General features: G+C 45.7%; 26 protein-coding genes and 1 pseudogene. 7 read left to right on the top strand and 20 right to left on the bottom strand.

What is annotated here, in order from left to right; all coding sequences use genetic code 11:
- Nucleotides 1–27 precede the first annotated feature (27 nt).
- From ACESZH_RS03600 to ACESZH_RS03590, 3 genes are all read right to left on the bottom strand, one after another.
- A complete protein-coding gene (locus ACESZH_RS03600; RefSeq protein ID WP_373212412.1) occupies nt 28–918 on the bottom strand; it encodes a carbohydrate ABC transporter permease in 891 nt (296 codons plus the stop codon).
- A gap of 17 nt (nt 919–935) precedes the next feature.
- Complete coding sequence (locus ACESZH_RS03595) at nt 936–1,832, bottom strand: carbohydrate ABC transporter permease (protein WP_373212415.1); 897 nt, start codon at nt 1,830–1,832, stop codon at nt 936–938.
- 179 nt (nt 1,833–2,011) lie between these two features.
- Nucleotides 2,012–3,280, bottom strand: a complete 1,269-nt coding sequence (locus ACESZH_RS03590) for an ABC transporter substrate-binding protein (protein ID WP_373212418.1) — start codon at nt 3,278–3,280, stop codon at nt 2,012–2,014.
- Between the two features lie 312 nt (nt 3,281–3,592).
- Here ACESZH_RS03590 and ACESZH_RS03585 point away from each other — a divergent pair, with 312 nt between their 5' ends.
- Nucleotides 3,593–4,480: an ROK family protein gene (locus ACESZH_RS03585; protein WP_373212420.1), complete on the top strand. Its 888-nt coding sequence runs from the start codon at nt 3,593–3,595 to the stop codon at nt 4,478–4,480.
- Between the two features lie 55 nt (nt 4,481–4,535).
- Nucleotides 4,536–5,393: a MurR/RpiR family transcriptional regulator gene (locus ACESZH_RS03580; RefSeq protein WP_373212422.1), complete on the top strand. Its 858-nt coding sequence runs from the start codon at nt 4,536–4,538 to the stop codon at nt 5,391–5,393.
- Nucleotides 5,394–5,472: 79 nt separating this feature from the next.
- Here the strand turns inward: ACESZH_RS03580 and ACESZH_RS03575 are convergent, their stop codons facing one another.
- On the bottom strand, nt 5,473–6,726 hold the full coding sequence (locus tag ACESZH_RS03575) for a hypothetical protein (RefSeq protein ID WP_373212425.1): 1,254 nt from the start codon (nt 6,724–6,726) through the stop codon (nt 5,473–5,475).
- Between the two features lie 190 nt (nt 6,727–6,916).
- Here ACESZH_RS03575 and ACESZH_RS03570 point away from each other — a divergent pair, with 190 nt between their 5' ends.
- Nucleotides 6,917–7,756, top strand: coding sequence for an AraC family transcriptional regulator (locus ACESZH_RS03570; RefSeq protein WP_373212428.1), 840 nt, complete (start codon nt 6,917–6,919; stop codon nt 7,754–7,756).
- Between the two features lie 2 nt (nt 7,757–7,758).
- Here the strand turns inward: ACESZH_RS03570 and ACESZH_RS03565 are convergent, their stop codons facing one another.
- From ACESZH_RS03565 to ACESZH_RS03535, 7 genes and pseudogenes are all read right to left on the bottom strand, one after another.
- Nucleotides 7,759–8,139 carry a VOC family protein gene (locus ACESZH_RS03565; protein WP_373212430.1) on the bottom strand — a complete coding sequence of 127 codons (381 nt, stop codon included), beginning with the start codon at nt 8,137–8,139 and terminating at the stop codon, nt 7,759–7,761.
- Nucleotides 8,140–8,744: 605 nt separating this feature from the next.
- Nucleotides 8,745–9,260 (bottom strand): annotated as a pseudogene (locus ACESZH_RS03560) (O-acetyl-ADP-ribose deacetylase); the annotation flags it as partial.
- Between the two features lie 48 nt (nt 9,261–9,308).
- Nucleotides 9,309–9,590 (bottom strand): acylphosphatase, encoded by a 282-nt coding sequence (locus ACESZH_RS03555; RefSeq protein ID WP_373212817.1) that lies wholly within the window; start codon nt 9,588–9,590, stop codon nt 9,309–9,311.
- A gap of 2 nt (nt 9,591–9,592) precedes the next feature.
- On the bottom strand, nt 9,593–10,150 hold the full coding sequence (locus ACESZH_RS03550) for a flavin reductase family protein (RefSeq protein ID WP_373212432.1): 558 nt from the start codon (nt 10,148–10,150) through the stop codon (nt 9,593–9,595).
- Between the two features lie 33 nt (nt 10,151–10,183).
- The gene (locus ACESZH_RS03545) at nt 10,184–10,417 is read right to left on the bottom strand and encodes a purine biosynthesis protein PurH (RefSeq protein WP_373212434.1); all 234 of its coding nucleotides are present in this window, start codon (nt 10,415–10,417) and stop codon (nt 10,184–10,186) included.
- A gap of 35 nt (nt 10,418–10,452) precedes the next feature.
- The gene (locus tag ACESZH_RS03540; protein ID WP_373212436.1) at nt 10,453–11,649 is read right to left on the bottom strand and encodes a Fic family protein; all 1,197 of its coding nucleotides are present in this window, start codon (nt 11,647–11,649) and stop codon (nt 10,453–10,455) included.
- Nucleotides 11,650–11,690: 41 nt separating this feature from the next.
- Nucleotides 11,691–12,125 carry a MerR family transcriptional regulator gene (locus ACESZH_RS03535; RefSeq protein WP_373212437.1) on the bottom strand — a complete coding sequence of 145 codons (435 nt, stop codon included), beginning with the start codon at nt 12,123–12,125 and terminating at the stop codon, nt 11,691–11,693.
- Between the two features lie 125 nt (nt 12,126–12,250).
- Here ACESZH_RS03535 and ACESZH_RS03530 point away from each other — a divergent pair, with 125 nt between their 5' ends.
- On the top strand, nt 12,251–13,174 hold the full coding sequence (locus tag ACESZH_RS03530; RefSeq protein WP_373212439.1) for an aldo/keto reductase family oxidoreductase: 924 nt from the start codon (nt 12,251–12,253) through the stop codon (nt 13,172–13,174).
- An 86-nt stretch (nt 13,175–13,260) separates the two neighbouring features.
- On the opposite strand, the gene ACESZH_RS03525 is transcribed toward ACESZH_RS03530, so the two are convergent.
- The 9 genes from ACESZH_RS03525 to ACESZH_RS03485 form a co-directional block, all read right to left on the bottom strand.
- Nucleotides 13,261–14,151, bottom strand: a complete 891-nt coding sequence (locus ACESZH_RS03525) for an MBL fold metallo-hydrolase (RefSeq protein ID WP_373212441.1) — start codon at nt 14,149–14,151, stop codon at nt 13,261–13,263.
- A gap of 24 nt (nt 14,152–14,175) precedes the next feature.
- The gene (locus ACESZH_RS03520; RefSeq protein WP_373212443.1) at nt 14,176–15,216 is read right to left on the bottom strand and encodes an amidohydrolase family protein; all 1,041 of its coding nucleotides are present in this window, start codon (nt 15,214–15,216) and stop codon (nt 14,176–14,178) included.
- Nucleotides 15,206–16,483: a hypothetical protein gene (locus ACESZH_RS03515; protein ID WP_373212446.1), complete on the bottom strand. Its 1,278-nt coding sequence runs from the start codon at nt 16,481–16,483 to the stop codon at nt 15,206–15,208. The genes ACESZH_RS03520 and ACESZH_RS03515 overlap by 11 nt, the downstream gene beginning before the upstream one ends.
- Before the next feature lie 5 nt (nt 16,484–16,488).
- Nucleotides 16,489–17,082 carry a hypothetical protein gene (locus ACESZH_RS03510; protein ID WP_373212448.1) on the bottom strand — a complete coding sequence of 198 codons (594 nt, stop codon included), beginning with the start codon at nt 17,080–17,082 and terminating at the stop codon, nt 16,489–16,491.
- A 42-nt stretch (nt 17,083–17,124) separates the two neighbouring features.
- Nucleotides 17,125–18,078, bottom strand: a complete 954-nt coding sequence (locus ACESZH_RS03505) for an ABC transporter ATP-binding protein (protein WP_373212449.1) — start codon at nt 18,076–18,078, stop codon at nt 17,125–17,127.
- A 1-nt stretch (nt 18,079) separates the two neighbouring features.
- On the bottom strand, nt 18,080–19,063 hold the full coding sequence (locus ACESZH_RS03500) for an ABC transporter ATP-binding protein (RefSeq protein WP_373212451.1): 984 nt from the start codon (nt 19,061–19,063) through the stop codon (nt 18,080–18,082).
- Between the two features lie 18 nt (nt 19,064–19,081).
- Nucleotides 19,082–19,978: an ABC transporter permease gene (locus tag ACESZH_RS03495; protein ID WP_373212453.1), complete on the bottom strand. Its 897-nt coding sequence runs from the start codon at nt 19,976–19,978 to the stop codon at nt 19,082–19,084.
- On the bottom strand, nt 19,971–20,942 hold the full coding sequence (locus ACESZH_RS03490) for an ABC transporter permease (protein WP_373212455.1): 972 nt from the start codon (nt 20,940–20,942) through the stop codon (nt 19,971–19,973). The genes ACESZH_RS03495 and ACESZH_RS03490 overlap by 8 nt, the downstream gene beginning before the upstream one ends.
- Nucleotides 20,943–21,040: 98 nt before the next feature.
- Nucleotides 21,041–22,624, bottom strand: a complete 1,584-nt coding sequence (locus ACESZH_RS03485; protein ID WP_373212458.1) for an ABC transporter substrate-binding protein — start codon at nt 22,622–22,624, stop codon at nt 21,041–21,043.
- A gap of 447 nt (nt 22,625–23,071) precedes the next feature.
- On the opposite strand from ACESZH_RS03485, the gene ACESZH_RS03480 reads away from it, so the two are divergent.
- From ACESZH_RS03480 to ACESZH_RS03470, 3 genes are read left to right on the top strand one after another with little or no spacing between them, the layout of a single operon-like run.
- Nucleotides 23,072–23,770 carry a response regulator transcription factor gene (locus ACESZH_RS03480; RefSeq protein ID WP_373212460.1) on the top strand — a complete coding sequence of 233 codons (699 nt, stop codon included), beginning with the start codon at nt 23,072–23,074 and terminating at the stop codon, nt 23,768–23,770.
- The gene (locus ACESZH_RS03475) at nt 23,771–25,003 is read left to right on the top strand and encodes a sensor histidine kinase (RefSeq protein ID WP_373212462.1); all 1,233 of its coding nucleotides are present in this window, start codon (nt 23,771–23,773) and stop codon (nt 25,001–25,003) included.
- 15 nt (nt 25,004–25,018) lie between these two features.
- Entirely contained in the window at nt 25,019–25,903 is an 885-nt protein-coding gene (locus ACESZH_RS03470) for a LysR family transcriptional regulator (protein WP_373212465.1), read from the top strand.
- The last annotated feature ends 82 nt before the right edge of the window (nt 25,904–25,985 follow it).

Raw genomic sequence — 25,985 nt, 5'->3', positions numbered from 1 at the left:
AAAACGGGCCTGTCTGTCAATTTAACATCAACCCTTTACAGCTCCCATGGTAATTCCCTTTGTAAAGTATTTCTGGAAAATCAGGAATACTACGATGATCGGGATTGCCGCAAGGGAAGCACCTGCCATGATCAAACCGAAGTCGGTGGCATTCTCTGCCTGCAGCTTTGCAATACCAAGGGAAATTGTCAGGTTACTGGTACTTGTCAGCATGATCAACTGCATGAAATAGTCGTTCCATGAGTTAATGAATGTAAAGATTGCCAGTGCACCGATACCAGGCTTGATCATCGGCAGTGCGATAGCGGAAAAGGTCTTCCACTCACTTGCACCGTCGATCTTTGCAGCCTCCATCATTTCACCGGGGATGCCTTCTGCAAACTGCTTGATCAGGAATACACCGAAGGGCCATCCTACGATTGGGAAGATAACAGCCCAGATCGTGTTGTACAGATTAATATCTGACATCTCACGCAGCAACGGAATCAAAATAACCTGTTTCGGAAGTGCCATTGCACATACGATCAGAGAAAATACAACGGTACGTCCGATAAAACGTTTTTTCGCCAAAGCATAACCTGCCATAGCTGCTGTGAAACAGGTCAGGACCATTGCAACAACTGCCATAAATACTGTGTTTACCAGCCAGCGGAGAGCTGCCGGAACCACGGGGCCTTTAAAGAAGCCCAGCTCCCACAGCGGAGCTGTCTGTCTGCTGAACAGTTTGTCATAGTTCGCCATCACCCATTCCTGAGGCCACCACTGCGGAACCGTAGCGTTAATAGCCTGCGGTGTCTTAAAGGATCCTGTGATGATCCAGTAAAGAGGGAATGCAAATGCAATTGCAAGGATCGCGATCACAATCGTTGAGATTACTTTATAACACTTTGAGCGTGTAGTACTTGTTTTAGATTTCATATGCTCTCCCCCTTCCCTTAATCGGTCTTAGCCATCTTAAACTGGATACCTGACAGCACTGCAATGATCACTGCAAGAACAACGCCCATTGCATTGCCGTAACCGTAACGGTACAGCTTAAACGCATTATAATAAATATAGTACATGATCGTATCTGTACTGTGGTTCGGTCCGCCGCTTGTCAACAGCTGGATCAGAGCGAAACACTGGAAGCTGTTGATGGTGGTGATAACCAGTATGTACAAAGTCGTGGGCATGATCTGAGGCCATTTGATCTTCCAGAAGCACTGGAACTTGGTCGCACCGTCAACCTCTGCAGCCTCTACAAGAGACTGGTCTACGTTATTCAGCGCAGACACATAGAGAACGATCGGCTGGCCTACAGATGTGGTGAGCAGGATCAGGATAATACATCCAAGGGCATATTTTTCATCACCCAGCCAGTTGATGTTTTGTTCGATCAATCCCGTACTCTTTCCAACATAGTTGAAAATACCGTAGTAATTGTTAAACATCCATTTCCATACAACAGTAACGGCAACGGAGCCTGTTACAACAGGAAGATAAAAAATACAACGGAATAAAGAGCACAGAGGTCCCTTCAGGTCATATATTACAGAGCTTACCCAAAGTGAAAAGATACAGGTTACCGGAACGGACACGATAACGATGATAACGGTATTCCACAATGCCCCGCGGAAAATACTGTCCCCAAAAAGCTCTGTGTAGTTTGAAAGTCCTACAAAAATGTCCTCCCGGTTCATGGTTGCATCAAAAAAGCTGGTGAAAACGCACTGAACCATCGGATAGATAACAAATCCAAGGAAGAAGATCAAACTGGGAACCATAAACGCATAACCAGCAATTGTCTCTCTGCGCACCAATGCTTTGCTCATACGGCTGTTACTGGACATAACATACTCCTCCTTTCCATAAAATATAATGGGAAATCACATCATTCTCCCCATTATATGCAAAAAGCACCCTTCCCGCACGAAAATACAGGAAGGGTGCGCGATTTCACGTTAAGGGACCATCATGGCGCATCCGCCCAAAACATCGTCCTCTCATAATGAAATTACATAATGACATATTACTGTGCTGCTGCAGCGTTAGCTGTTGTTGTGAACTCTTCAACCGCTGTTGCTACGTCTGTACCGGAACCGATCTGCTGAAGCATGTTCCACCATGCGGTACGAGCTTCTGCCCATCCGCCAACTACCTGATAGTAGTCGCCCATGTACTGGATAAAGGTAGAATATTCTGTCATCAGCTCATCGCCTTCGTAGATGTTTCCAAGGTCTTTTACCGGCCAGTAGCTGGATGCTTTAACGCTCTCAACTACCTGTGTCTCATCGTTAGCCATGAAGTCGATAAAGGTCTTAGCTGCTGCGATCTTAGCCTCGTCGCCGTTGTCAAAGATACCGAAGCCCCAGATACCGCCGCAAAGCTGCGGATCACCGGACTCTGTCGGGAATGCCATTGGCAGTACGTCGAAGGTTAAGTTTTCTTTGTTATTGTTTTCCTGAGCGATATTCCAGCAGAATGCCATTGCCAGAGTACCGTTGCAGAACAGGTTGATCTCGTCGCCGCCTGCGATGGAAGCGTCGAAATTAATACCGTCCATGGATTTCAGAAGCTCGAGAGCTTTAATGTTTTCTTCGCTGTTAGCTGTGTACTCAGTATGCTCAGCATTTGTGAAGGTACCGCCATACAGGTTGTTGATCAGAGCACGTGTTCCCTGGTCACCGCCCTGGCCGCTGCAGTATACTGCACCAACGTTCTGCTGCCCGGAATCATAAACTGCCTGAACTGCTTTCTGGAAGTTCTCAGTTGTCCATGTACGAGTCTCTTCATCAAGATACTGAAGCGCATCTGCTGCTTCAAAAATGTCTTTGTTAATTGCCATTGTATGAGCTGTCATACACAGCGGATATTCATAGAATACACCATCGTTATTCTGGCATGCGTTTTCTACGGAATCATAAATTGCTTCCTTTGCTTCGTCTGTCCAAAGATCAGCAAGGTCAACCATCAGGCCCTTTGCACCCCAGTTAGCTACCAGACGCTCCGGTCCTTCCAGAACAAGGTCAGGAGCCTGTCCGCCTTCGATAGCGGTGTTGATCTGGTCATCGCCGTTGGTGTAATCCAGATACTCTACGGTTACGTGGATATCAGGATATTTCTCATTGAAATTAGCAATCAGACCATCTACTGTAGCGGAATCTCCCCAGCTACCAATCGGATAGGTCCAAAGAGTAATATCGGCTGCTTCGCCACCCTCTTCAGCAAATGCAGTTACGGTTGTCGGCAGTACCATGCTGGCTGCGAGTGCCAGAGCAATCATTTTGCGATATTTCATATTAATATATCCTCTCTTTCCTTACAAAATAATTTCATTACGAACTGCTTTGTACTTGTTTTCCATTCAAATTTCCGCGGTATTGATGAACGAAAAACAATTTTTGTTGAATGATTTTGACGCCCGGACATGTCAATCATTTGTGCCTTTCATAATCTAATTTTACATTCAACATCCCCATTTGTCAACACATATTTAAAATAATTTTCATCTTCTCTTTATTTTGAAAATTTTTTTAGTTTTTCTTGAAACACCCTTTTCCCTATGTTATAGTGATATTAACATATACTTTTTTATGGAGGAGGAATTCTTATGGCAACAATGGTACTGGATATCGGAGGTACGGCAATGAAATCCGCCATTTATCAGGACGGAGTCCTCTCCGATATCAGAGAAACACCCACAGAAGCTTTGCAGGGCGGCGCTCATGTGGTAGAGCGTGCGAAATCCGTGATCGCTGATTACTGCAGGACGCATGATTTCGACCGTATCGGAATCAGCACTGCCGGACAGGTCAATCCTGTTGACGGAACTATCATCTATGCCAACCAGAATATACCCGGCTATACCGGAACCCGTCTTAAAGATATTATGGAAGATGCTTTCCACGTACCTGTCTGCGTACAGAATGACGTAAACGCCGCTGCCATCGGGGAGGCTGTTTTCGGCGTAGGTAAAGGTCACTCAAATTTTGTCTGCCTTACCTACGGAACGGGAGTGGGCGGCGCAATCTTTACCAACGGCAAGCTTTATTCCGGCTCCAGCTATTCAGCAGGAGAATTCGGTGCAATTGTAATACACCCGGAAGAACGCGATCCTCAGGAGGATATGTTTTCCGGATGCTATGAAAGATACGCCTCTACCACTGCCCTGGTGAAGCGCGCTATGGAATTTGACAGCACTCTTTCCAACGGACGTATCATTTTTGAACGCGCCCAGGAGCCTGCTGTTAAAAAAATCATTGATGACTGGATCATGGAGATTGTTTACGGACTGATCATTGTGACACATATGATGAATCCCTCCTGCATTATTCTGGGCGGCGGTGTAATGGAGCAGCCTTATGTTCCTGCCCGTATCCAGGAAAAGCTCTATGAAAACATTATGCCCAGCTTCCGCCATGTGAAGCTCGAAAAGGCACAGCTCGGAAACCAGGCAGGGATGCTTGGGGCGGCTGTTTTAGATTTCACGCAAAACTGAAACAACTGTTTTCTGCGTATCCGTCATTTTGCGCAAGATGAAAGGAGGTTATATTTTGTCTGATAGTATAATGGAATCCCTTACAAAGCACTACCATTCCCTTACCCCATCCGGCAAAAAGCTGGCAGATCATCTCTTTAAATACGCGTCCGAGACCCAGTACATGTCCATTTCTTCCCTGGCAGAAAGCTGCGGCGTATCGGAAGCTTCTATTACGCGTTTTTGCCGTGGTCTTGGATTGTCCGGATACAATGATCTGAAGCTGGCTCTGGCTAAGATCAACCAGGTTACAGACTTGGGCGAACCTTATGATTCCGCATTGCCTATTACCTCAGAGGATAGCCTGAATACCATTTTTCACAAGATTCATGCTTCCAATATTGTCTCGCTGAATGAAACTCTGGATCTTTTAGACGAAAAGGCTATTACGGAAGCAGTAGATCTTATTTCCGCAGCCAATCGTGTATATTGTTTCGGTCACGGAGGAAGTACGGTAATGGCTATGGAAGCCTGGGCTCGTTTTTCCACTGCAGATTCCCGGTTTATCCATATTTCCGACTCCCATATGCAGACTATGGCTGTGGCACTTGCCACACCCCAGGATGTGATCCTGTTTTTTTCCTATTCCGGTGCGACTAAGGATATGGAGGATGTCATGCAGATTGCCCAAAGCAGGAAAATACCGGTTATCCTGATCACCCATTTTCCCACCTCCCGCGCGGCTGAATTCGCCAGAGTAGTGCTTTTGTGCGGTTATAATGAAAGTCCGCTGCAGTCCGGCTCCATTGCGGCTAAGGTGGGGCAGATGTTTTTGATCGAGTGCCTGTTTTACGGTCTCTGCAAAAAGCAGCCGGAGCTTTCCTCCGCGGCACGCGCTTCTACTGCGGAGGCGATTGCGAAGAAGCTTTTGTAGGATGTGAAGATGATCCTATAATAAAACATCCTCAGAAAATCACGGAATGGTGGTTTCTGAGGATTTTTGTATGCGCTTTCTATTTCCAGTTATTCTCAATTTCTTCCTTAATGATATCTACATACCGTTTCGCCTTTGAGATGTCGTGATTGATCGTGTACACATCTCTCTGGGTAATTTCAAGCTTACAGCCCCTTGCTGCGTGGAAGGTTTTTCTCAGGCAATTTCGTACCGCATCCTCGTCCAGAAGCTCGCCTACGCCCAGATAATTGGGAGACGGTTTCCGGTGATAAATAACTTTTCCTCCCCGGAGGCGTTCGCCCATAAATTCTTCGTCGCACCAGGGTGAGATAGAAACCTTGCGCAGATTTTCAAGCTTTGAAATACATCTGTCCCAGATGGGATTTACCGGTTCGCAGCAGCCATAGGACAAAAGTCCGTACTGACTGGAAATTTTCTGATAGCAGGGGAAAATAAATTCCTCGTACATTTCCGGTGACAGGCCCACAGTCTCCTGGGAATCCATGAAACCCCATACGTCTTTTGTTGTTAGCGGACGCTTTTTGGCTTCCTCCTCGTCCGGCAGCTCGTGATTGTAGCACCAGGTGCCCTGTCCAAGGAATTCCCCGGCTACTGTCGGAAGGATCAGGCGCTTCTCTTCCAGAAAACGGTAGTAAGCCAGAGTGTCATCTGCAATCCTTCCCATCATTTCCTTGAACAGTTCCGGATAATCATAGATGTTGTACATCATGTTTTCCATTTTCATGAAATGCACCAGCATCTGGGTCGGTACGCTGTAAAGGCAGTCCATTTTAATCTTTACAGGCAAAATGTCACCAAAGGTTTCCTCCAGAACCGCCTTCTTTGCCATGGTGGATTCCATGTCCACACCGAAATCTGTCTGCTTCAGTTTGTCGTAGTCATCCTCCAGGTCCTCTACCACTGACACAAACTCATGCCCCAGGGAGCCGTCTGCTTCGCGCTTTTTCACCTCGATATTAAATAAGGTAAAATGGGTATCGTATACCAGCGGATAATGATCCGGGGTCACACGGTCGTCATCGAAAAGCTCCTGATTCAGAAAGTTCACATACAGATTTGTCTCGATTTCCCGGGCGAATTCTCCCTCACAGCGCAGCCGCTGGGGAATGATCTCCTGAGCAAAGGTCCACATCTCCAAATGAATCATAGGACGCTCCCCCTGAAGGGAATTGTGGGCATACCACTCCTGTATCCTTTTTTTGTTCTTTTCTGTCTGGGAATATTCATACTGCTTTTTTGCCAGCTCCCGAAGGATCTCACGGTCACCGGAACTGATTTTATATTGATCCATAAGGCTTTTTCTCCTCCGTTTTTTTCTTATGATAATACCTGAGGATTATTTTTGCATTAGAACAAATTGCCCTTCTATATCAAAATCTTGCTCATTTATCTTGACCAGCCTCTCCCTTTCTCTTACAATGAAACCAAAGTTTGTGTAGCGCCCAAAAAACGCCATGCTCATTCTATAGGAGGCCAGCATCATGAAGCACATTTATATGGAAGGAATTTCAACCTCATCCACCATATTTTTCCATACCCCGAGCAATCGGATTCCTGACTTTTTTTATTATCCGGTCTGTATCGGTCGTTATTTCTGCAACATTCCCTACAAAACGGACCGCAACCGCTACGACAGCTTCCTGCTGCTTTATACAAAATCCGGCAAGGGGCTTCTGTCTGTCGATGGACAACGGCGGGAGCTTTTGCCCGGGGACGTCTGTCTGATCGACTGCTATCGTCCCCATATCTACCAGGCTCTACAGGAATGGGAAATTATGTGGCTGCATTTTGACGGAGAGCTGTCCCGTTCCTATTTCCAATACCTGACAGATAAAAGTTTTTTCCATACCTCCCTGAAGCAGCCTCTTTCCTATGAAAAGGACTGGAATCGCCTTTATGAACAGTTTGTAAATCATGAAGCTATGGTGGAACCTCTTCTCTCACAGTATATCAGCCAGCTCCTCACCCATCTTGCTCTGGCAAAAGAAGAGGGCGGCTATAAAGCCGCCCCGGATTTTATTGATGATACTTTAAAATATATTAACCGCCATCTGTCTTCTGATCTGCCTTTGGAATTTCTGGCTGACCGGGTTTCTTTAAGCCCTTTTTACTTCTCCAGGAAATTCAAGGAGGAAACAGGATACAGTCCTTACCAGTATATTCTTACATCCAGAATCAATCTTGCCCGCTTTTATTTAAAAACCTCCAAGGAAACGGTAAAGAATATCGGCTACACCTGCGGCTTCAAAAGCGAGCACAGCTTCTGCACAGCCTTCAAAAACGAAACAGGGCAGACGCCAAGTGAGTTCCGGAGGAATTGATCTCACTCATGTAACTCCAATGGAAGGCCGTCGGGGTCTGCGAAGAAAGTCATTCTTTTTCCTGTGAAATCGTCCACACGGATGGGTTCACAGGGAATGCCCAGGGCTTCCAGCTCTTTTACCGTGTCCGGCACGCTTTCCACACGGAATGCCAGGTGGCGCAGGCCGCAGGCTTCCGGGTTGGTGACGCGCTTCGGAGGATTCTGCACACCGAAAATCTCCAGCTCGCAGTCTCCAAGCTGCAAATCCAGCTTATAGTCATTGCGCTCCTGACGGTAATTTTCCCGGATGATGGAAAATCCCAGCTTGTTCACGTAAAAGTCCTTTGATTTTTCGTAGTCTGATACGATGATTGCCACGTGATGAATGTTTGTCAAGTTCATAACTGTTTTCCTTTCTCCATATATTCTCCCACACGCCCCATGATTATCTGCAGGTTTGTAATATCCGCCTGCACATCACCTGTTTCCAGGGAATGGTTGGCATTTTCGGTGAGGTAAAGAGACTGACCTATTTTTTTACAGCTCTCTATGATCGCATCGGTGTTTTCCGCCCAGGGATCGGCAGTTCCGTGAAACATGATCCCGTCTCCTTTTGCAAAAGCGAAGGTGGCGCCCACAGGTGTAAAGGAAATACTGCGAACTGACAGCCTGTGTTCTTCCGCATAGGCTGCGGATACAACTGTGCCTACACTTTTGGATATAAACAGGATCTCTTCGTAATCATTCCAGGAGATATCCTGCAAAATTTTCTCCGCCTGACTCAAGGCGCTGGCGAATGCCTGTCCCATTTTTTCACGGTCTCCCTTGATGCCTTCCTGGAAATTCCCATAAGGAACCCTCTTGACCTGGTAGCCGTACTTTTCCGCAAGCTTTCCGGAATAATACAGCAGCGGCTTGTCGCAGGTGTAGCCTATTCCTGGGAAAAGCACTGCGATTTTTTTGCCGGAGGGAAGCTTGGCGGTTTTTTCCTCTTCCATCGGGGATTCTTTCGTCACTTCGGCTACTGCCTTATCAAACGCAGCCTTTGTTCTCCTGTCAAATAACACAAACCTGACAATATCCAAGGCTTCCGGGTTCTCCCGGCAAAATTCTTTAACTGTACGCACTGCAATCCGGGCAGCCTGATCCACCGGATAGCTGTATACGCCAGTGGAAACAGAAGGGAACGCCACAGTGCGGATGCCATTGTCTGCTGCACATTGCAGAGAATTTCGGTATGCGTTTGCCAAAAGCTCCGGCTCGCCGTCATGTCCGCCCCTCCATACCGGGCCTACGGTATGGATCACATATTTGCAGGGCAGCTCATAGGCTCCTGTGATTTTTGCCTCTCCTGTCCTGCAACCGTGCAGAGTACGGCATTCCGCCAGAAGCTGATGCCCGGCTGCCCGGTGGATAGCCCCGTCCACACCGCCTCCTCCCAGAAGGCTGTTGTTAGCTGCATTTACGATTGCTTCCAAATCATCTACTTTTGTGATATCTCCCAGAACTGTCTGTATCCTCATATGCTATCCTTTCGTGCCTGATAACGGCTTTCCATTTACATCCGTTTTCTACCTCACATGAAACCCGTTTTCATGCGCTTCTGTGGGTATTTCTTTTCTTTCGATCCAATCGATGTAGATAAAACGGCTTCCGTTCAACATTTTCAGCAACTGATTGATCTGCTCCAACGTCCCCTGGACTTCCATTTCAACGCTGCCGTCCCATTCATTTTTTACCCAGCCGGTCACGCCCAGATTTGCGGCGGCATATTTTGCACGGTAACGGAAGCCTACGCCCTGTACCCGTCCGGTTATTTTTAAATGTTGTCTTATAATCTCTTTTTCGCTCATAACTACATCAGACTCTTGCCGCTTTTCCATGCGTCTCCAACTTTTTCGCCCAGCACATGATAAGCGTTATTAAACGGGTCAAAGCTAATGGGGCGTACTTTTGCCACATCAACTTTTCCTTCTGTCATAGCAGATTCTTCAACGCTGACATTTACAATCTCCCCTACAAGGCGGCAGGACTCCTCATCATAACTGATCAGTTTGCACTCCAGGCAAACTGCCAGTTCATTGATAATCGGGGCGTTTACAAGCTCGCTTTTTGTCACCGTGAACCCTGCTTTTGCCAGCTTATCCGTCGCTTTTTTTCCTGATACGATTCCTACGTAATCACACTCAGTTACATGGTCAGCATCGCCCATGCTGACTGTAAATGCCTTTGTTTTCAGGAGATTTTCTGTGGTTTTGTGATTAGAGCCGAGACATATGGATATCTCATTTGACTCGCTGATTCCTCCCCAGGCCGCATTCATTGCATCCGGTGCGCCGTTCTCATCATAGGTTGCAATGATCAGCACTGGCTGCGGATAGGTTAATGGTTTTGCTCCGAAATTTTTTCTCATGGCTTTGTCTCCTTTTTGTTTTATTATTTTCACTCATCCCATCGGACAGCTTCTGCTATCCTCCCGGTCCATGCCGCCTTTTACAAATCTGACGTTAAACTCCATGTTGATATCACGGATTTCCCGAATTCCATTGATATAGTCCTCATACATTTCGGCCAGCCCTGCCATACACCCGTCGCAGTTTGCCGAAATATTACCCAGGGACTCCTCCACTATTTTCTGCCGTTCTTCACGGGTTGTATCTTTGATCAGATATCCTGCCATTTTTCTGCTCCTTTGCTTCTATTTCCGTAAATCAATCATTTCTTGAATCTATACTTTCCTTTTCCCATGCCTTTTACTGACTCCAGCATTCCGTATGCAAGCATCTTTTTCAACAATTCTGAAGCAGCGGAATCCTTAATACCGATCACTTTCATAATATCCCCTCTGCCAAAAGCTTTTTCATATCCGAATGCTGTAAATAGCATTTCCACATTACAAATTGTTTTTTTCGAAAACCCACTCTTTATAAGTTCTGCACGAATATTTGGGATACCAATTTCCGGTTTATTCTCTTCAATGTCCGGTTTTTCCGCTCTAACATCCGGTTTTTTATCCCCAATGTCCGGTTTTTCCGCTCTAACATCCGGTTTTCCATCCCCAATGTCCGGTTTTTTATCCTCAACATCCGGTTTTAATAAGCCACTTATGTGCATAGATCTGTTATGAAGCTCATTATGCTCATTTAACAATAAATTTTTCAGAAATATTTCCAAAAATTCTGTTGTCTCATGAATCCCATTTTTCAAATCATTATAATTAGCGCGAACCAGCGCATTGCGAAAATACCAGGCATTCTCTGCAAAGATATCATTTGTCACATCAAACCCTAATTTACGCAAATATTTTATAAAAAACACTGCTGTTGTCCGCGTATTACCTTCTGCAAAAACATGAATCTGCCATAACCGTGAAACAAAAAAAGCTAAATGCTTTATAATCTGCGGCATTGAAAGTCCTCTGTATCTGAATTCCCTTTCTAATGACAGATCATATTCCAAAGTTCTTTCCAGTTCTGAAGCACTGCCGTATAAGACCGTTGCCCCATCCAGAACCCATTCCTTTTTTGTGATATTGTAATCCCTCATTTTTCCGGCATGGCTATATATCCCCTCAAAAAGTCTCTCGTGAATCGACAGATATGATGCCATTGACAAACTGAACGTCTGCTCCGATAAAATCCCGGCAATTCTTGCAGATACTTTATCCGCCTCTTCTGTACGATCATTCGCCTCAAGTAAAGGATGCTCTTCATAATAGCTTTCAAGCAGCTTCTGCACCTGATCAAGGGTTATTTCTCCTTCTATATTCTGAATAGCTGTCTTAATCAGATATCCTGATGGCTGCAGCCCATCTACTGCCTGTAAGCCAATTGCTGTATGCCAGGCATAGCCTCTCTCTCTCTTTCCAGGCTCAGACTGTTTTATATATTCCTTAAACGGATCTTTCTCCATAAATACTCCGCTCCTTATTTTGACAAGTTTTTAGCCGCAAATCATAAATCCTCAGCCGCAAACTCCTTCCCTTCATAATCCTCCCATTTGGGAAGCGGCTGATTGTTTTGGAGGCATTTTTTCATGTCACCATAATAGCACAGCTTCCGCAAAACATGAATATAGTCATTTTGCAGCTTCTGGATCTGGTCTTTTACGGTTGCTTTCCGTTCCTCCAAAAGGACTAAGATTTCGTCAATATTTTCCGGTTCCGCGTTCTCGTAAGAGAAAAAGTCTTTCAACTGCGCGATCGTCATTCCGGTGTTTTTGAAACAGCAGATCGCTTTTATCCTCTGGACATGCCAATCCGTAAAAATCCGCTGTCCGGAAGCGTTTCTTTGAATATCCGGCAAAATTCCTGATTCCTCATAATATCTCAATGTGGATGACGGTATATGAAACATCCTGGAAATCTGTTGTATCGTATATTCCGGCACTTTCGGTTCTTCCTCCATGTGATTTATTTAAATAATAGCGCTCCGCTATAATTTCTTATTGACTTCAAGTATACTTGAAGTGTTATTCTTATGTCAAGAATTGAACGTTTGTAAGGAGGATGTTTATGAAAACAATTACACTAGGAAAAGCCAACCTTCAGGTTCCGGCAATTGCGGTGGGCTGTATGAGAATCGCCAGTATGGAAAAAGAGAAGCTTTCCGCGCATATCCGGTTTTGCATAGAGCATGGCCTGAATTTTTTTGATCATGCTGACATTTATGGAAAAGGACAAAGTGAAGTGAAATTCGCGGAAGCATTTGCACAGACCGGTTATAAAAGAGAAGATGTTATTCTGCAGTCAAAATGCGGCATCCGGTCAGGAGTGATGTATGACTTTTCAAAAGAATATATTTTAAAATCCGTAGACGGGATTTTAGCTCGTTTAGGCACGGACTATCTTGATACCCTGCTGCTCCACCGCCCGGATGCCCTGATGGAGCCGGAGGAGGTTGCGGAAGCCTTTGACCAGCTTGAAAAATCAGGCAAAGTAAGACATTTTGGCGTTTCCAATCATCGTCCGGTCCAGATCGAATTGCTAAAAAAGTGTGTGAAGCAGGATCTGATCATAGACCAGCTTCAATTCAGTATTCCCTTCTCCAATATGATCGCTGCCGGAATGGAAACCAACATGCTGACCGACGGCGCTGTCGACAGAGACGGCGGCGTTCTCGATTACTGCCGCCTGAATGACATAACGATCCAGGCATGGTCACCGTTCCAGTATGGATTTTTTGAGGGCATCTTTGTGGGCAACACGGAAAAATACCCGGAGCTGAATCAGGTATTGGATGCGTTGAGTGAAAAATACGAAACAACTCCTACCGCCATCGCAACGGCATGGATATTAAGACATCCTGCTAATATCCAAATGATCGCAGGAACAACAAATACAAGCCGAATGGAAGAAATCATAAAAGGCAGCGAAATACGTCTGGAACGCGAAGAGTGGTACAAATTATATCTGAGCAGCGGACATATTCTCCCGTAAAAGCTTCCATTTTATATGGAAATGGGATGCCTATATACGGAAATGGGATGCCGAAAAAAATCGGCATCCCTGCAAATAGCTTCTCTCTACGGCTCGGCTACTTTCCTTGAATCATAAGTCACCCTGCATCCGGCATACTCCATCACAAGCTGGTGTTCTTTAATATCGTGCTTGCCCACAATATCCGGGTAATGAGGCATTTTCCTCTGGTAAATGGTTTCCCCGTTCGGCCCGAACATCTGCTGAAACTGCGGTCCGCCCTGGGGCTTCACACCCTCGTGACCAGCCATGATATATTCCATATTTTCGATATATTTTTCGATCCAGTCCGCCTCTATCACGCCAAAGCCTGCGCACAGACGGTCTATCTCGCCTCTTCTTGCCTTAAGCTTTTTCAGATAACCCAGGAAGCGTTCCACAGAACCATTCAGTGGTTTTCCCATAGGCATGATCTCATCTCCGGTAAACAAAAGCCGCTCCCTGCTGTCCAAAAGCGCAATACTTCCAACTGCATGATCGGGAATTTTAAATACTTCCAGATCTCTGCCGCCCAGATGGAACACATACCCTTCATTGATCACCTGGATCGGATAATCTCTCGGAAAGTCAATCCCTTCAAAGCTTGGGAACGGGACCGTAGCCAGCGGTTTCGTCTCTTCAGACATAAATGCACAGTCAAAATAACAGTTATTCGCCGTATGATCAAAATGATCATGTGTATTTACAACATTGTGCAGCGGCTTCTCCGTCAAGCTCTGGGCATACTCGCGGATATTTCCTGCTCCGTATCCCGTATCGATCATCAGAGCTTCCTCATCGCCTTCCACCAGATAACAATAATCTCCATCCGTACGGATCTTCCACGTCCCTGGCGCAACCAGCTCAGACTCGAAATAAGGCTCATCCATTGGCTTTAATGTGCCGTCATCACTCTGAAGCAAAACATCATGTTTACAGGAAAAATCAATTGTTTTCATTGGCATTTTCCTCCTTTTTCCAAACTATATCCCATAAATCCCGACAGCATTTTTATACAGGATCTGCTCTTTTTCCTCTTCTGTAATATCCAGTTCTCTGACAAAAGCAGGGCCTCCGGTCAGCCATTCTTTTCTCACCGGATAGGAGGTTCCAAAAATAATATGATCTGCTCCCAGCACCTCAACCGCACATTTCAACTGCTCCTTGCCCCACGGCTGTGCATGGGACATCTCAAAATAAATATGCTCTCTGAAACGTTCCTTTGTCTCTCCGCCATCGGATTTGAAACGGCTGACTTCCTCTTTTCCTTTTGCATGATTAGGGAACATCATATTGGCGATGGCAAAGAAACCGCCGCCCAGCATGGAATGTACCATTTTGATATTCGGATATTTTTCGAAGAAATCGCTGAATACTTCTCTTCCCACCGCAAGTCCCTGGTCTACACAGCGTCCGTAGGAGCGCCGTACATTATTATAAGCACAGAAGGACTGATACTCTGCCGGTATGGGCGTATGATGGACATACACGTTCATATTCAGCTCATTTACCTTTTCAAAAAAGGCAGCAAATCTCTCATGATCCAGATAATCTTTTCCGTAATGTGCGCTGACCTGTACCGCCTTCATTCCCAGCTCTTTACAGCAGCGTTCCAGCTCCTTTAAGCTTTCCTCTGTTCCACAAGGAGGAACTACGGCAAGCGGAATCAGACGTCCGTTGCTCTTCTTTCCTGCCTCATACATCCCGTCATTGAATATCCGGCACATCTCCAAGCCCATCCACTCATGGCAGCCCGGCACCTTCAAAAGGGCTTTGTCAACGCCCGCTGCATCCAGGTCGGCAAGCTGTTTTTCCAGGATATAATCTCCCTGGACATAATTCAGGTTCGGGCATCCCTGTGGTTTTTCCAGTACGATCTGCTTTTTTCCTTCTGTTCCCGCAACCTGCTCCCAGTGTCCGTGCCAACCGGATTCTTCCGGTACCTCTCTTAAAAACTGATCCATCATTTCTTCATCTGTAAAAATTTGTTCTGGTATCCAGTACAAATTTGCATCAATTACCATACCTGTCCTCTCCCTTCTTTTCACATATCATCTCCATACATTTTTTACCCACGATTTCAGCCGCCCCGCAGCCAAACGGTGAGTTCATGGCTTCATAGCAAAAACGGGCATAGGATTCCCGGTCTGCCATATATTTTGAGGCACCGTTTACCATGGTACAGATCAGTGTCATTTTGAACTCAGACATATCCATGATAGATGCCGCCGTTACGCAGTTCAGCTCAGGCCTTACTCCAAGCAGTACAATATCTCCCAACTGCAGTTTCTCAATAGTTGTTTCTTTTTCTCCGTCATACACATAAGTAAATTCATGGGTCGGAACCAGGCTGTGCAGGTCTTTATCCATTCTTTTTGCCGGAACAGTCACCTTTTCCGACTGAACGGATATGGGCAGCTCCCTGATCGCACATTCCGTTTTATCAGAAATCCCACAGATCGTATCACCAAGGATCCCTGCAAGTCTGTCACAGATTTCAAAGCCCTGCTCATGCAGGTCTGTACGAACCTTTTTTCCATCCTCAAAAGTCTCCGTGACAGCTTTCTCAATTGGCGCCTGATCTCCTGCAGCACCGATCAAAAACAGCGCAACTACATGATTTCCATAGGTTTCTTCCACTTTGCTGCAGGCATTTCCAGCCACATCCGAGGATACAGGCTTTCCTCCTCCGGTTAGCTCTGACTGATCCAGCACAGAGGACTGCATAGCAAAATGGGTGATCAGCGCAATAGGTTCCCCTTCTGTATTATTAAACCGGATTACCGACACGGTCCTGTCTGTCATTCCTTTTCCGTTTACACCGATCCACCAGCCGTCCGCCAGCTCGATATCGCGGTTTGCCACGATCCCGCACTCACCAGTCTGCATTCCCGCCACAGCAGGCTGCAGCTTTAAAGCAGCATCACTGGCGGCTTCCAGGGCTGCATTTTGGATCGCAGCGCGGTACTCTGATTTCAGCCGAATATTTTCTTCTGTTTTCAAAATAAAATCCGGCAGAAGATGCGGTGAGGAAAAAGAATGGGTCACACAAATCCAGATATTTTCCCTTTTTATTTTCAGCTTCTCTGATATGATCTTTCGAATTTCATCTGTTTCCTGTTCCGGCATGGATGTAATCTCCAGCGAAACGATCACGATTGTTTCATTATTTTCTATGATTATCGCTCTGGCATGGATCGGGTCATGTACCACTGTAAAATTCTCCACTGCCAGATACGCCTGCGGAATTTTAATCTCCCGCTTTCCGGCTCCTACTCTTAATTCTGCCACTGTCTCTACCTCCATTCCATTCCTTCTCGATACCAGGTAATCTCTTTGTCATTAGAAAGCCTTTCATAAGGCAGGGAACGTTCAATCATTCTGATCCCCACAACGACTCCTGCTGCCAGCAGATAGCTTACCATGCAAAGCATCTCATCTTTTTGCAGAAGGTTTCCGGTGATCAGCATATCGGCCATTACGGCAGCCGCATCCAGTACCAATGCGGCTGCCAGCCATTTACACACTTTTAATATCTGTATGGCTGTACTTTTATATTTATAGACCGTCATTTCCCGGGGTGCAAAAACGTAATAAACAAGGACCCAGAAAAACCAGACAAATGCCAATGTTGTTACCGCCTGGCATAAAGCGCCATAAATAACCTGATTGCAGTGCACAGTACGGCTGGACGCATAGAGAAACGCACAGGTCGCAGCCATAGCCATGAAAACATACAGGATACGCAGCAGCACTCTTATATGATCCTTCATATCCTGGCGGAAGTAATAGCTGGCATAAGTGTATTCAAGATGCGTTCCTCTTCCATTTCTGTTTAAAACTCTGTCCTCTTTATATCCCTCGAAATATTTATGATAATATCCTTTCATTTTTCACACCTCGTCAATGTCCGAAAATACTCTCCCAGGGTATCAGTTGATCTCCTCAACCCGGCAGCATGAAACAAAATGTCCTTTGGATATTTCTCTCAGTTCCTGCGGCTGATGACATTTTTCCGTAGCATAGGGGCATCTCGCCGCAAAACGGCATCCCGGTTTCGGTTCCACCGGAGACACGATCTCTCCCTGAAGGATGATACGCTTCTGGCGGTTATGAATATCAACGGACGGAATCGCAGAAAGCAATGCTTTCGTATACGGATGCAGCGGGCGGGCAAACAATTCTTTGGACGTCGTGGTCTCCACAAGCTGTCCAAGATACATAACGCAGATATTATCTGAGATATGCTTTACTACGGACAGGTCATGGGTTACGAACATATAGGTTACGCCCGATTTTTCCTGCAGATCCTGCAAAAGATTCAGTACCTGCGCCTGGATAGATACGTCCAGGGCAGATACCGGCTCGTCACAGACAACAAAGGCCGGGTTCAAAGCCAATGCACGTCCGATACCGACACGCTGGCGGCGTCCGCCGTCAAGCTCATGCGGATAGGAATGGCGAAGACGTTCGTCGATTCCAACCATATCCATGATACGCTCTGTTTCATCCATCAGATCATTCTTGTTATATTTCCTGGAAAGCTCCAGCGGCTCCCGGATGGTCTCCTCTACCGTCATACGGGGATTCAGTGAAGCAAAAGGGTCCTGAAAGATGATCTGCATCTTCTCGCGAAGCTCATGCAGCTTCTTTTTATTTACATGGGTGACATCCTCACCATCAAAGATGATCTGTCCGTCCGTACTCTCATACAGGTGGATCATGGTTCGTCCAAGTGTGGATTTACCACATCCGGATTCTCCAACCACGCCCATTGTTTTTCCTTTTCCTATAGAGAATGTGACATCATCCACTGCATGTAAGGTTCCCTTTGGGGTATCGAAAAATTTCTTTAAATGCTTTACCTCAATTAATGGTTTTTCCATGTCAGTTCTCCTTTCCGTCCCTGATACAACGGCATGTATGTGTGCCTCCAATGTTACGCAGCGCTACCTTTGATTTCCTGCATTCCTCTGTTGCATGCGGACAGCGTGGTGAAAACGCACATCCCTCCGGAAGATTGCTGGGATCCGGCGGCATACCGACGATGGGAGACAGACGTTCCACATCAGAATTGATATCCGGAAGGGAACCAAATAATCCTATTGTATATGGATGTGTAGGATGGTCAAAGATTTCTTCAATGCTTCCAAACTCTACGATCTCACCTGCATAGACAACCGCTACATTGTCACAGACCTCCGCCACGATACCAAGGTCATGGGTGATCATGATCATAGCTGTGTTCAGCTTTTCCTGCAGATCTTTAATGATATCCAATACCTGCGCCTGGATCGTCACATCGAGAGCAGTAGTCGGCTCGTCCGCCAGAAGCAGGTCAGGATTACATGCAAGTGCCATTGCAATAACAACTCGCTGTTTCATACCGCCGGAAAACTGGTGTGGGTAATCCCGATAACGGGAGCCCGGGATACCAACCATTTCCAGCATTTCCTTTGCCTTTTTCTCGGCTTCTTTTCTGGAAACCTTTTCGTGGAGGCTGATTCCTTCTGCAATCTGCTCACCTACACGCATAACCGGGTTTAATGCTGTCATCGGATCCTGGAAGATCATAGAAATCCTTTTTCCTCTGATCTTCTGCATTTCCGTATTGGGAAGCTCCAGGATATTTTTTCCTTCCAGGAATATCTGTCCCTGGTCCACATGTGCCGGAGGCTCCGGAAGGATACGCAGAATGGATTTTGCGATGGTTGTCTTTCCTGCGCCTGTCTCTCCCACCAGCCCTAATGTTTCACCTTTATTGATCGCTAACGATACGTCATTGACTGCATGGATATCTTTGCCCTCTGAGGTATAGTGAACAACCAGATTTTTGACCTCCAGAAACGGACTCTTTCTATTTTCAGCCATTCTTCTTTCCTCCTCTAATTACTGTTTCAGCTTCGGATCCAATGCGTCACGTAATCCGTCGCCAAGCATATTCAAAGACAAAACAACCAATGCGATCGCAAGACCCGGGAACAGCACCATGTGCGGACAATCACGCATATAGGTACGTGCTGCGGAAAGCATAGCTCCCCATTCCGGTGTCGGTGGCTGTACGCCAAGTCCGATATAGCTTAAGGATGCTGCCATCAGGATTGTATTACCGATACCCATCGTTACGGATACGATGATCGGGGAGATACTGTTTGGCAGGATATGTTTGATAATGGTACGTGGTACGGAACAGTTAATGGTCTGGGCTGCTTCCAGATACTCCATCTTACGCACACCCATAATGGAACCGCGGAGCAATCGCACGGTCATGGGGATACCGCCTATGGAAAGAGCGATGACTGTGTTTATAAAACCGCTTCCCAGACATGCGGAAATCGCAATGGCAAGAAGGATTCCAGGGATAGCCTGAAGGATGTCCACCAGTCGCATAACAACGGTGTCAACCCATCCGCCGAAGTAGCCAACGATGGAACCGATAAACATTCCCACAACCGTAGAAATGATGGTTGCCAAAAATCCAAGTGACAGAGAAGCCCTTGCACCATAGAGAAGACGGCTGAAGATATCACGTCCCATCTCATCCGTGCCGCATAAATGGCTCAGACTGGGTGTTGCAAATCGTTCCGCCATGTTCATTTCCTCATACGCATACGGCATAATCCACGGAGAAATAATTGCCACCAGGAAAAGGAGCAATATGATCACCAAGCCTGCCATGGCTATTTTATTCTTGCTTAATCGCTTCATTACCAGTGAAAACTGGCCTTCTTTTTTCTTGCGGACTTTTTCATTTGAAGCTGCCGCTGCAGTCACAGATTTAGCCATTTGCTTTCTTCCTCCTTCTGAAACTCTTCTGCTGTCCTTCATACTGTGCTTTGATCCTCGGGTCTACATAAGCATAGATCACATCCACAAGAAGCATGATCAGACTGAAAACTGCTCCCAGGAAAAGGACGCCGCCCATAACCACCGGATAGTCACGGTTATTGATGGCGCTGGTGGTATAAGATCCGATACCCGGAATGGAGAATACGGATTCAATAACAACCGTACCGCCAAGCATCATACCCATACCATTTCCTACAACTGTGATGATGGGGATCAACGCATTGGGAAGTGCATGTTTGTAGAGGATATCATGCTCAGAAAGACCTTTTGCACGAGCCGTTACAATGTAATCGGAACGGATGACCTCCAGCATACTGGAACGGGTCTGTCTTGCCTGTGAAGCGATACCTGCAAAGGCATTGGCAACGCAGGGAAGAATGTAATACTGGATTCCGCCTACACCGTATGGCGGCAGCCAGCCAAGTCTTACTGCAAACAGCAGAACCAGCATCATTGCCAGCCAGAAACCGGGAATGGATACGCCCAACAGAGCGATGATCATGCAGAAACGATCTGCAAAACCATTCTGATGTGTAGCAGCAGTAATACCAAGCGGTGTACCGATCAGAACCTGCAGCAGCATACAGAGCACTGCAATTGTGATGGTATACGGCATACGATACAGAATACCTGACATAACGGACTGATTCTGGAAATAGGAGGTTCCCAGATCAAAGTGCAGGAATACCTGGTTTAAATAATCCAAAAGACGGACCATATAAGGACGGTCCAGACCCATTTCAATTCGTTTTGCTTCGATAGCAGCCGGTGTGGCGCTGTTTCCCAAAATAGAGGTCGCCGGATCTCCGGGACAGAAATACATAATCGTAAAAATTACGATAGAGATACCCAGAAGCACCGGAATCATCCAAAGCAAACGTTTCACAACATATTTCCACATATTATGTAATCCTTTCTTTTTTCTGAAAAGGGCTGTCACACCCTTTAATCTGGTACACACCAAATCATTTTGTGACAGCCCTTCTATATTTCATTCATTTATTCAGCATATTCGCAGGCACCCGGAAGGATCTGATTACGAATATCCAGAGCCACGTCAGTAATGTAACCGGAATGTACGATATTGATCGGGCCTTCTACAACACCATATCCATAGCACTGTTCTACAAGATAATCATGCATTGCTTCAATGCTTTCCGGTCCATAAGTCTCTGTGTTTAAGCAAGCCTGCATCAGCTCATCCAGTTTTTCATCCTGAACAAAGTTTGCAGTACCGCCGGTAAGGGACTCATAATCTCTTCTGTCCCAGCAAAGCTTCCACTGGTTTACAATATAGTCAGTAGAACCGGACTGTTTCAGAAGAATGTCATAGCTGGTAGAATCATACTGCATCTGCTGTCCCATCATCTGATCATATCCTGTCAGCTCTGCTGTGATACCGATCTGTCCGAGATAAGCCTGAACCATCTGAGCGATTGCATCCATAGATGTGCTGGTGATGTACTGAATGCGTACAGTCTGTCCATCGTAATTGGAAGCTGCAAGATACTCTTTAGCTTTGTCTACGTCATAATCATAGTAGTCTTCATTGTCCCATTCAGGATTGTAGTCCGGATAAGTAGCGTTTGCGAAATCCTTTACAGCCATACCATTTCCGTTGAATGCGCCAAGGTTGATGCCCTCGCTGTCAATTGCATAAGCAATGGCAAGACGCAGGTTCTGGTCATCCTTCAGGAAGGAATCATCAGACATATTGTACTCAACGCCGATGGTCAGATTATCCATAACAACGCCGACTTCATTTCCTTCGGAATACTCGCCGCCCTCGCGGAATTTGTCAATGTCAGTATCCGGAACACCGTTGGAGATGTCAACCGCATGTGTCTGGAGCGCTACTGTGTGCTGTGATGCCTCTGTGATAACAGAGAAGGTGATCTTCGGAGCATTATGAATACTGGTACCATGAACCAGAGATTCGTCTGTCTGCCAATAATCGCCTGTGTCAACCAGAGTCAGGGAAGATCCCGGAACATAGCTTTCTACCTTGTAAGCAGTTGTTCCAACAGGTGTTGTAGCCATCTGATCTTCAGATGCCTCATATGCAGCCTGTGTTACAATAGCACACTCCAGCATAACGTTCTCGAATTCACCAATCTCCAGATCCTTGTTAAATTTGAACTGTACATGATAATCATCTACAGCAGTTACGCTCTCAATAACTTCCAGTTTTCCATAGTTCTTTGTTGCGATAGCTGTTTCAAAACTGAATACAATGTCTGATGCAGTCAGAGGATTGCCTGCTGTATCATGAATGTAATCATAAATCTCTACATCATAGGTCTTGCCGTCTACCTGATCCCAGCTCTTTGCCAGAACACCGTAAGCTACACCATCTTCACGAGTGATCATATACTCATAGGTAGAAAACAGAACCGCAATACGTCCCTGTGACATACCAGACCACGGTCCCATGTTTTCCGGGTCTGCCAGAACACCAACCACTACGCCTTCTTCGTCTGCTCTTGTGTATTCACCTTCTGCAAATACGGTCATGGTACCTACTGTCATAGTGGTAATGGCCATCACTGCTGCCAACAATGTTGCTACTACTTTTTTCTTCATGTTTGTTACCTCCCGTTTTTTGTTTACCGCTTCACATCGTTTCGTTATTGCACAAATTCTATTTTGTATGTTTTGTGCAATTCAGCGTTCTCTTTTGAAGTGACTTAAGCATACCATTTATCAAACTGCACAAGCAATCCGTGTTTCAGCCCGTTTTTTTCACATTTTGCATAAATCTTTTTCACTCATTTCTCTTTGCTTTAGCAGAATGCTTATATGTTTTTCAGAAATGCAAGCCTCTTCATCTGTAAATTCATCATAGCATAGCTGCATTTTGCAATTGTGGCGAAAATTAGTAATTTTTGCCCATTATCGCTTTGAAATTTTCGCACAAATGTGATAATATAGTAAAAAATAATCCTCTTTTTTCAAAATTATGTATTTTTTAGCCAAAGGATTCCCCAGAGAATATTACACTCAATGTAAAAACAGACTAAAGGTGATGTAATGATGCGTAACACCACTGTATTGATATGCGATGATAATATTGCCGTCCATGAAAGTCTCACCACCTATTTAAACCAAACCGGAATTGATGTGATCTCTCTTTATGACGGCCGGAACCTGATAAATACTCTGCGCACCAGAAAAATCGATCTGGTCATTCTGGATATTATGCTGCCAGGACGGTCCGGTACTGACATATGTCAGGAAATACGGAAAACGAATGACATCCCCATTATCATGCTCAGTGCAAAAAGCGAAGAGGATGACAGGATTCTCGGTCTGGAGCTTGGAGCGGATGATTACGTGACGAAACCCTTCTCACCCAAGGAGGTTACGGTCAGGGTCAACACCATACTGAAACGTCTTCATCCAAGGAAGGAACCTTCCGCACTTTTTTTCTCCAATCTCATCCTGTATCCCGCTTCCTATAAGGCTGTCATTCTGGAACAAACACTGGATCTGACTCCAAAGGAATTTTCTGTCCTTCAATGTCTGATCCGGGAACCGGATAAGGTACAAAGCCGGGATCTGATCCTGGATGAGGTATGGGGAAACGACTATTTCGGAGATACGCGCGCTGTGGATACGATCATAAAGCGTCTCCGGGCAAAACTTTCCAAAGCGAATGCGCATTTTACGATCCAATCCGTTTATGGGATCGGGTATAAAATAGATGAATTGGAGGATACACCATTATAAATGAAAAAAAAGAAGAAACTTCCATATTTCGTCATCACGGCGCTTTATCTTACAGGAATGATACTTGGCTTAATCATTATGCTTGCCGTTCCTTATTTTCGTCGCAGGCAGGATCTGATCCAAATTGCCCAGGATTCAGCCAGTGCCTACTCCCGGGAACAGGATTTCGGCATTACAGCGCATTTTGGACTGCACTATATTGCCTGTGATCTGGAAGGCAACCGTCTTGACCAGTACACCTCCGGTTATTCAGACACTGTCATCCATATTGATATGCAGAAATATCTGAACCGCCTGAAAGACCATGGTACGGGGCTGTATTATGATTATCTGAAACTGTCCATGCAATCCAGATCCAGAAATTCCATCAGCCTGGTTGTCGTTTCTCCTATTAAGGCGGACGATAATCTTTCCGGAATTCTTTTTGTTGTCCGGGAATTGATAGATCTTCCAAATAATCTGATCATATTTTTCACTGTATGGACCTTTATCTTCCTTTTGCTATTATTTTTTTATCATCTGCTCGTCAAAAAGGACGCCGCTCTGGAACAATTGCAGCGAACCTATATCGCCAGCATGAACCACGAACTGAAGTCCCCTATCACTTCTATCAAAGCTTTAAGCTCCACCCTGCTGGATGGTTATGTGACGGATCCGCAGAAGCAGCTATTTTACTACAGTACGATTTTAAAGGAAGCAAATATCCTGGAGGATACGGTTCAGGAAATCCTGGAATTGTCCAAGCTCCAAAGTACAAAAGAACTCTTTCGGAAAGAAGCTGTCACGCCGGAAAACGCTTTTGGCGCTGTTCTGAACCGCTACGAGGTTCTCTTTTCGGATATAGATGTACACTTTTCGGCAATGGATTTTCAGAAATCCCATTGTCCGGAGCTGTACACAGCACCTGCGCTGATATCCAGAGTTTTGGAGCTTCTTCTTCACAATGCCTCTAAATTTGTCGGGGAAGAAAATGGTCAGGTTGACGTGTCTTTTGAGGAACAGAAAGAATGTATCGTTGTCCATGTCCGCGATAACGGATGTGGGATCAGCCATGATGAACTGCCCCTGATCTTTAACCGGTTTTATAAATCCGAAAATCCTCAGAACAAAGCAGGCTGCGGTCTTGGGCTTTCCATTGTCAAAGAGATCCTGGATGGACTTGAAGAAAATATATGGGTTGAAAGCAAACCGGGAAATGGCACTGTTTTCTCATTTACGGTCAGCATTAGATAAACGGGAGGAAGTTTTATGGAAATTAATTATATCAATGAATTTATCACACTGGCAGAGATAGGAAATTATCTTGAGGCAGCGGATGCTCTGTATCTGTCCCAGTCCACTTTATCGAGACACATCCAAAGCGTTGAGAACGATCTGGGCGTCCAGCTCTTTAACCGCACCACCCGGAAGGTCGAGCTGAATGAATTCGGCAGGCTGTTTTTGCCTTATGCCAAACAGATGCGGGCATTGCAGGCAGACTATACAAAAGCTCTGTCTGAACGGATCAAAAACCAGAACAGAAATATTACCATTGGCACGATTCCCACTATGACCCAATATCATATTACGGAGCTTCTCTCCAGATTCCAGGATGAGCATCCGGATTATAATCTGAATATCGTAGGCGCCGATACCTCCGAGCTGGACAAAATGCTCCGTGAGGGAAGCTGCGACTTTGCCTTCATCCGGACTCGCGATCCCTCTGAGGGAGAATTCCAGAAACTTCCCTATTTTACGGATCATTTAGTAGCTGTTTTCCCCCGAGACCATCCTCTTGCATCCTCTCAGGTTGTCACTCTGGACCAGTTGAAGGGGGAATCCTTTCTCTTTCTTGCCAAAGGCTCCATGATGCACACGCTTGCCATCTCCGCCTGCAAAGCTGCCGGATTTTCCCCGAATGTGGCTTTTACCGGACACCGTGCGGAAAATATCCTGGATCTGGTCAGCCGCGGGATGGGCATCGGGCTTCTTACAAAGCAGCCCCTTTCTTTTATTGACACAAAGGATGTTGCCATTATTGATGTGGTTCCCCAGTTTACCACCAGTATCCTTCTGGCATATAAATCTGAACAGTCCCTGAATCCTACCGCCAGACAGTTTTTGAAGTTTTATAAGTCACTTGGGATCAGTTAGATTTGCGCCAGCATTTCCCTTGATATGAAAAAGGGTATCCCAAAAGTCATTTCATGACTTGAAAGATACCCTTTTTATTTAC

This window comes from Ruminococcus sp. 5_1_39BFAA (genome assembly GCF_964240875.1).
Classification (GTDB): domain Bacteria; phylum Bacillota; class Clostridia; order Lachnospirales; family Lachnospiraceae; genus Blautia_A.
Note: the sequence above shows the minus strand (reverse complement) of the source record. Positions and strands in the feature narration are given on the sequence as shown.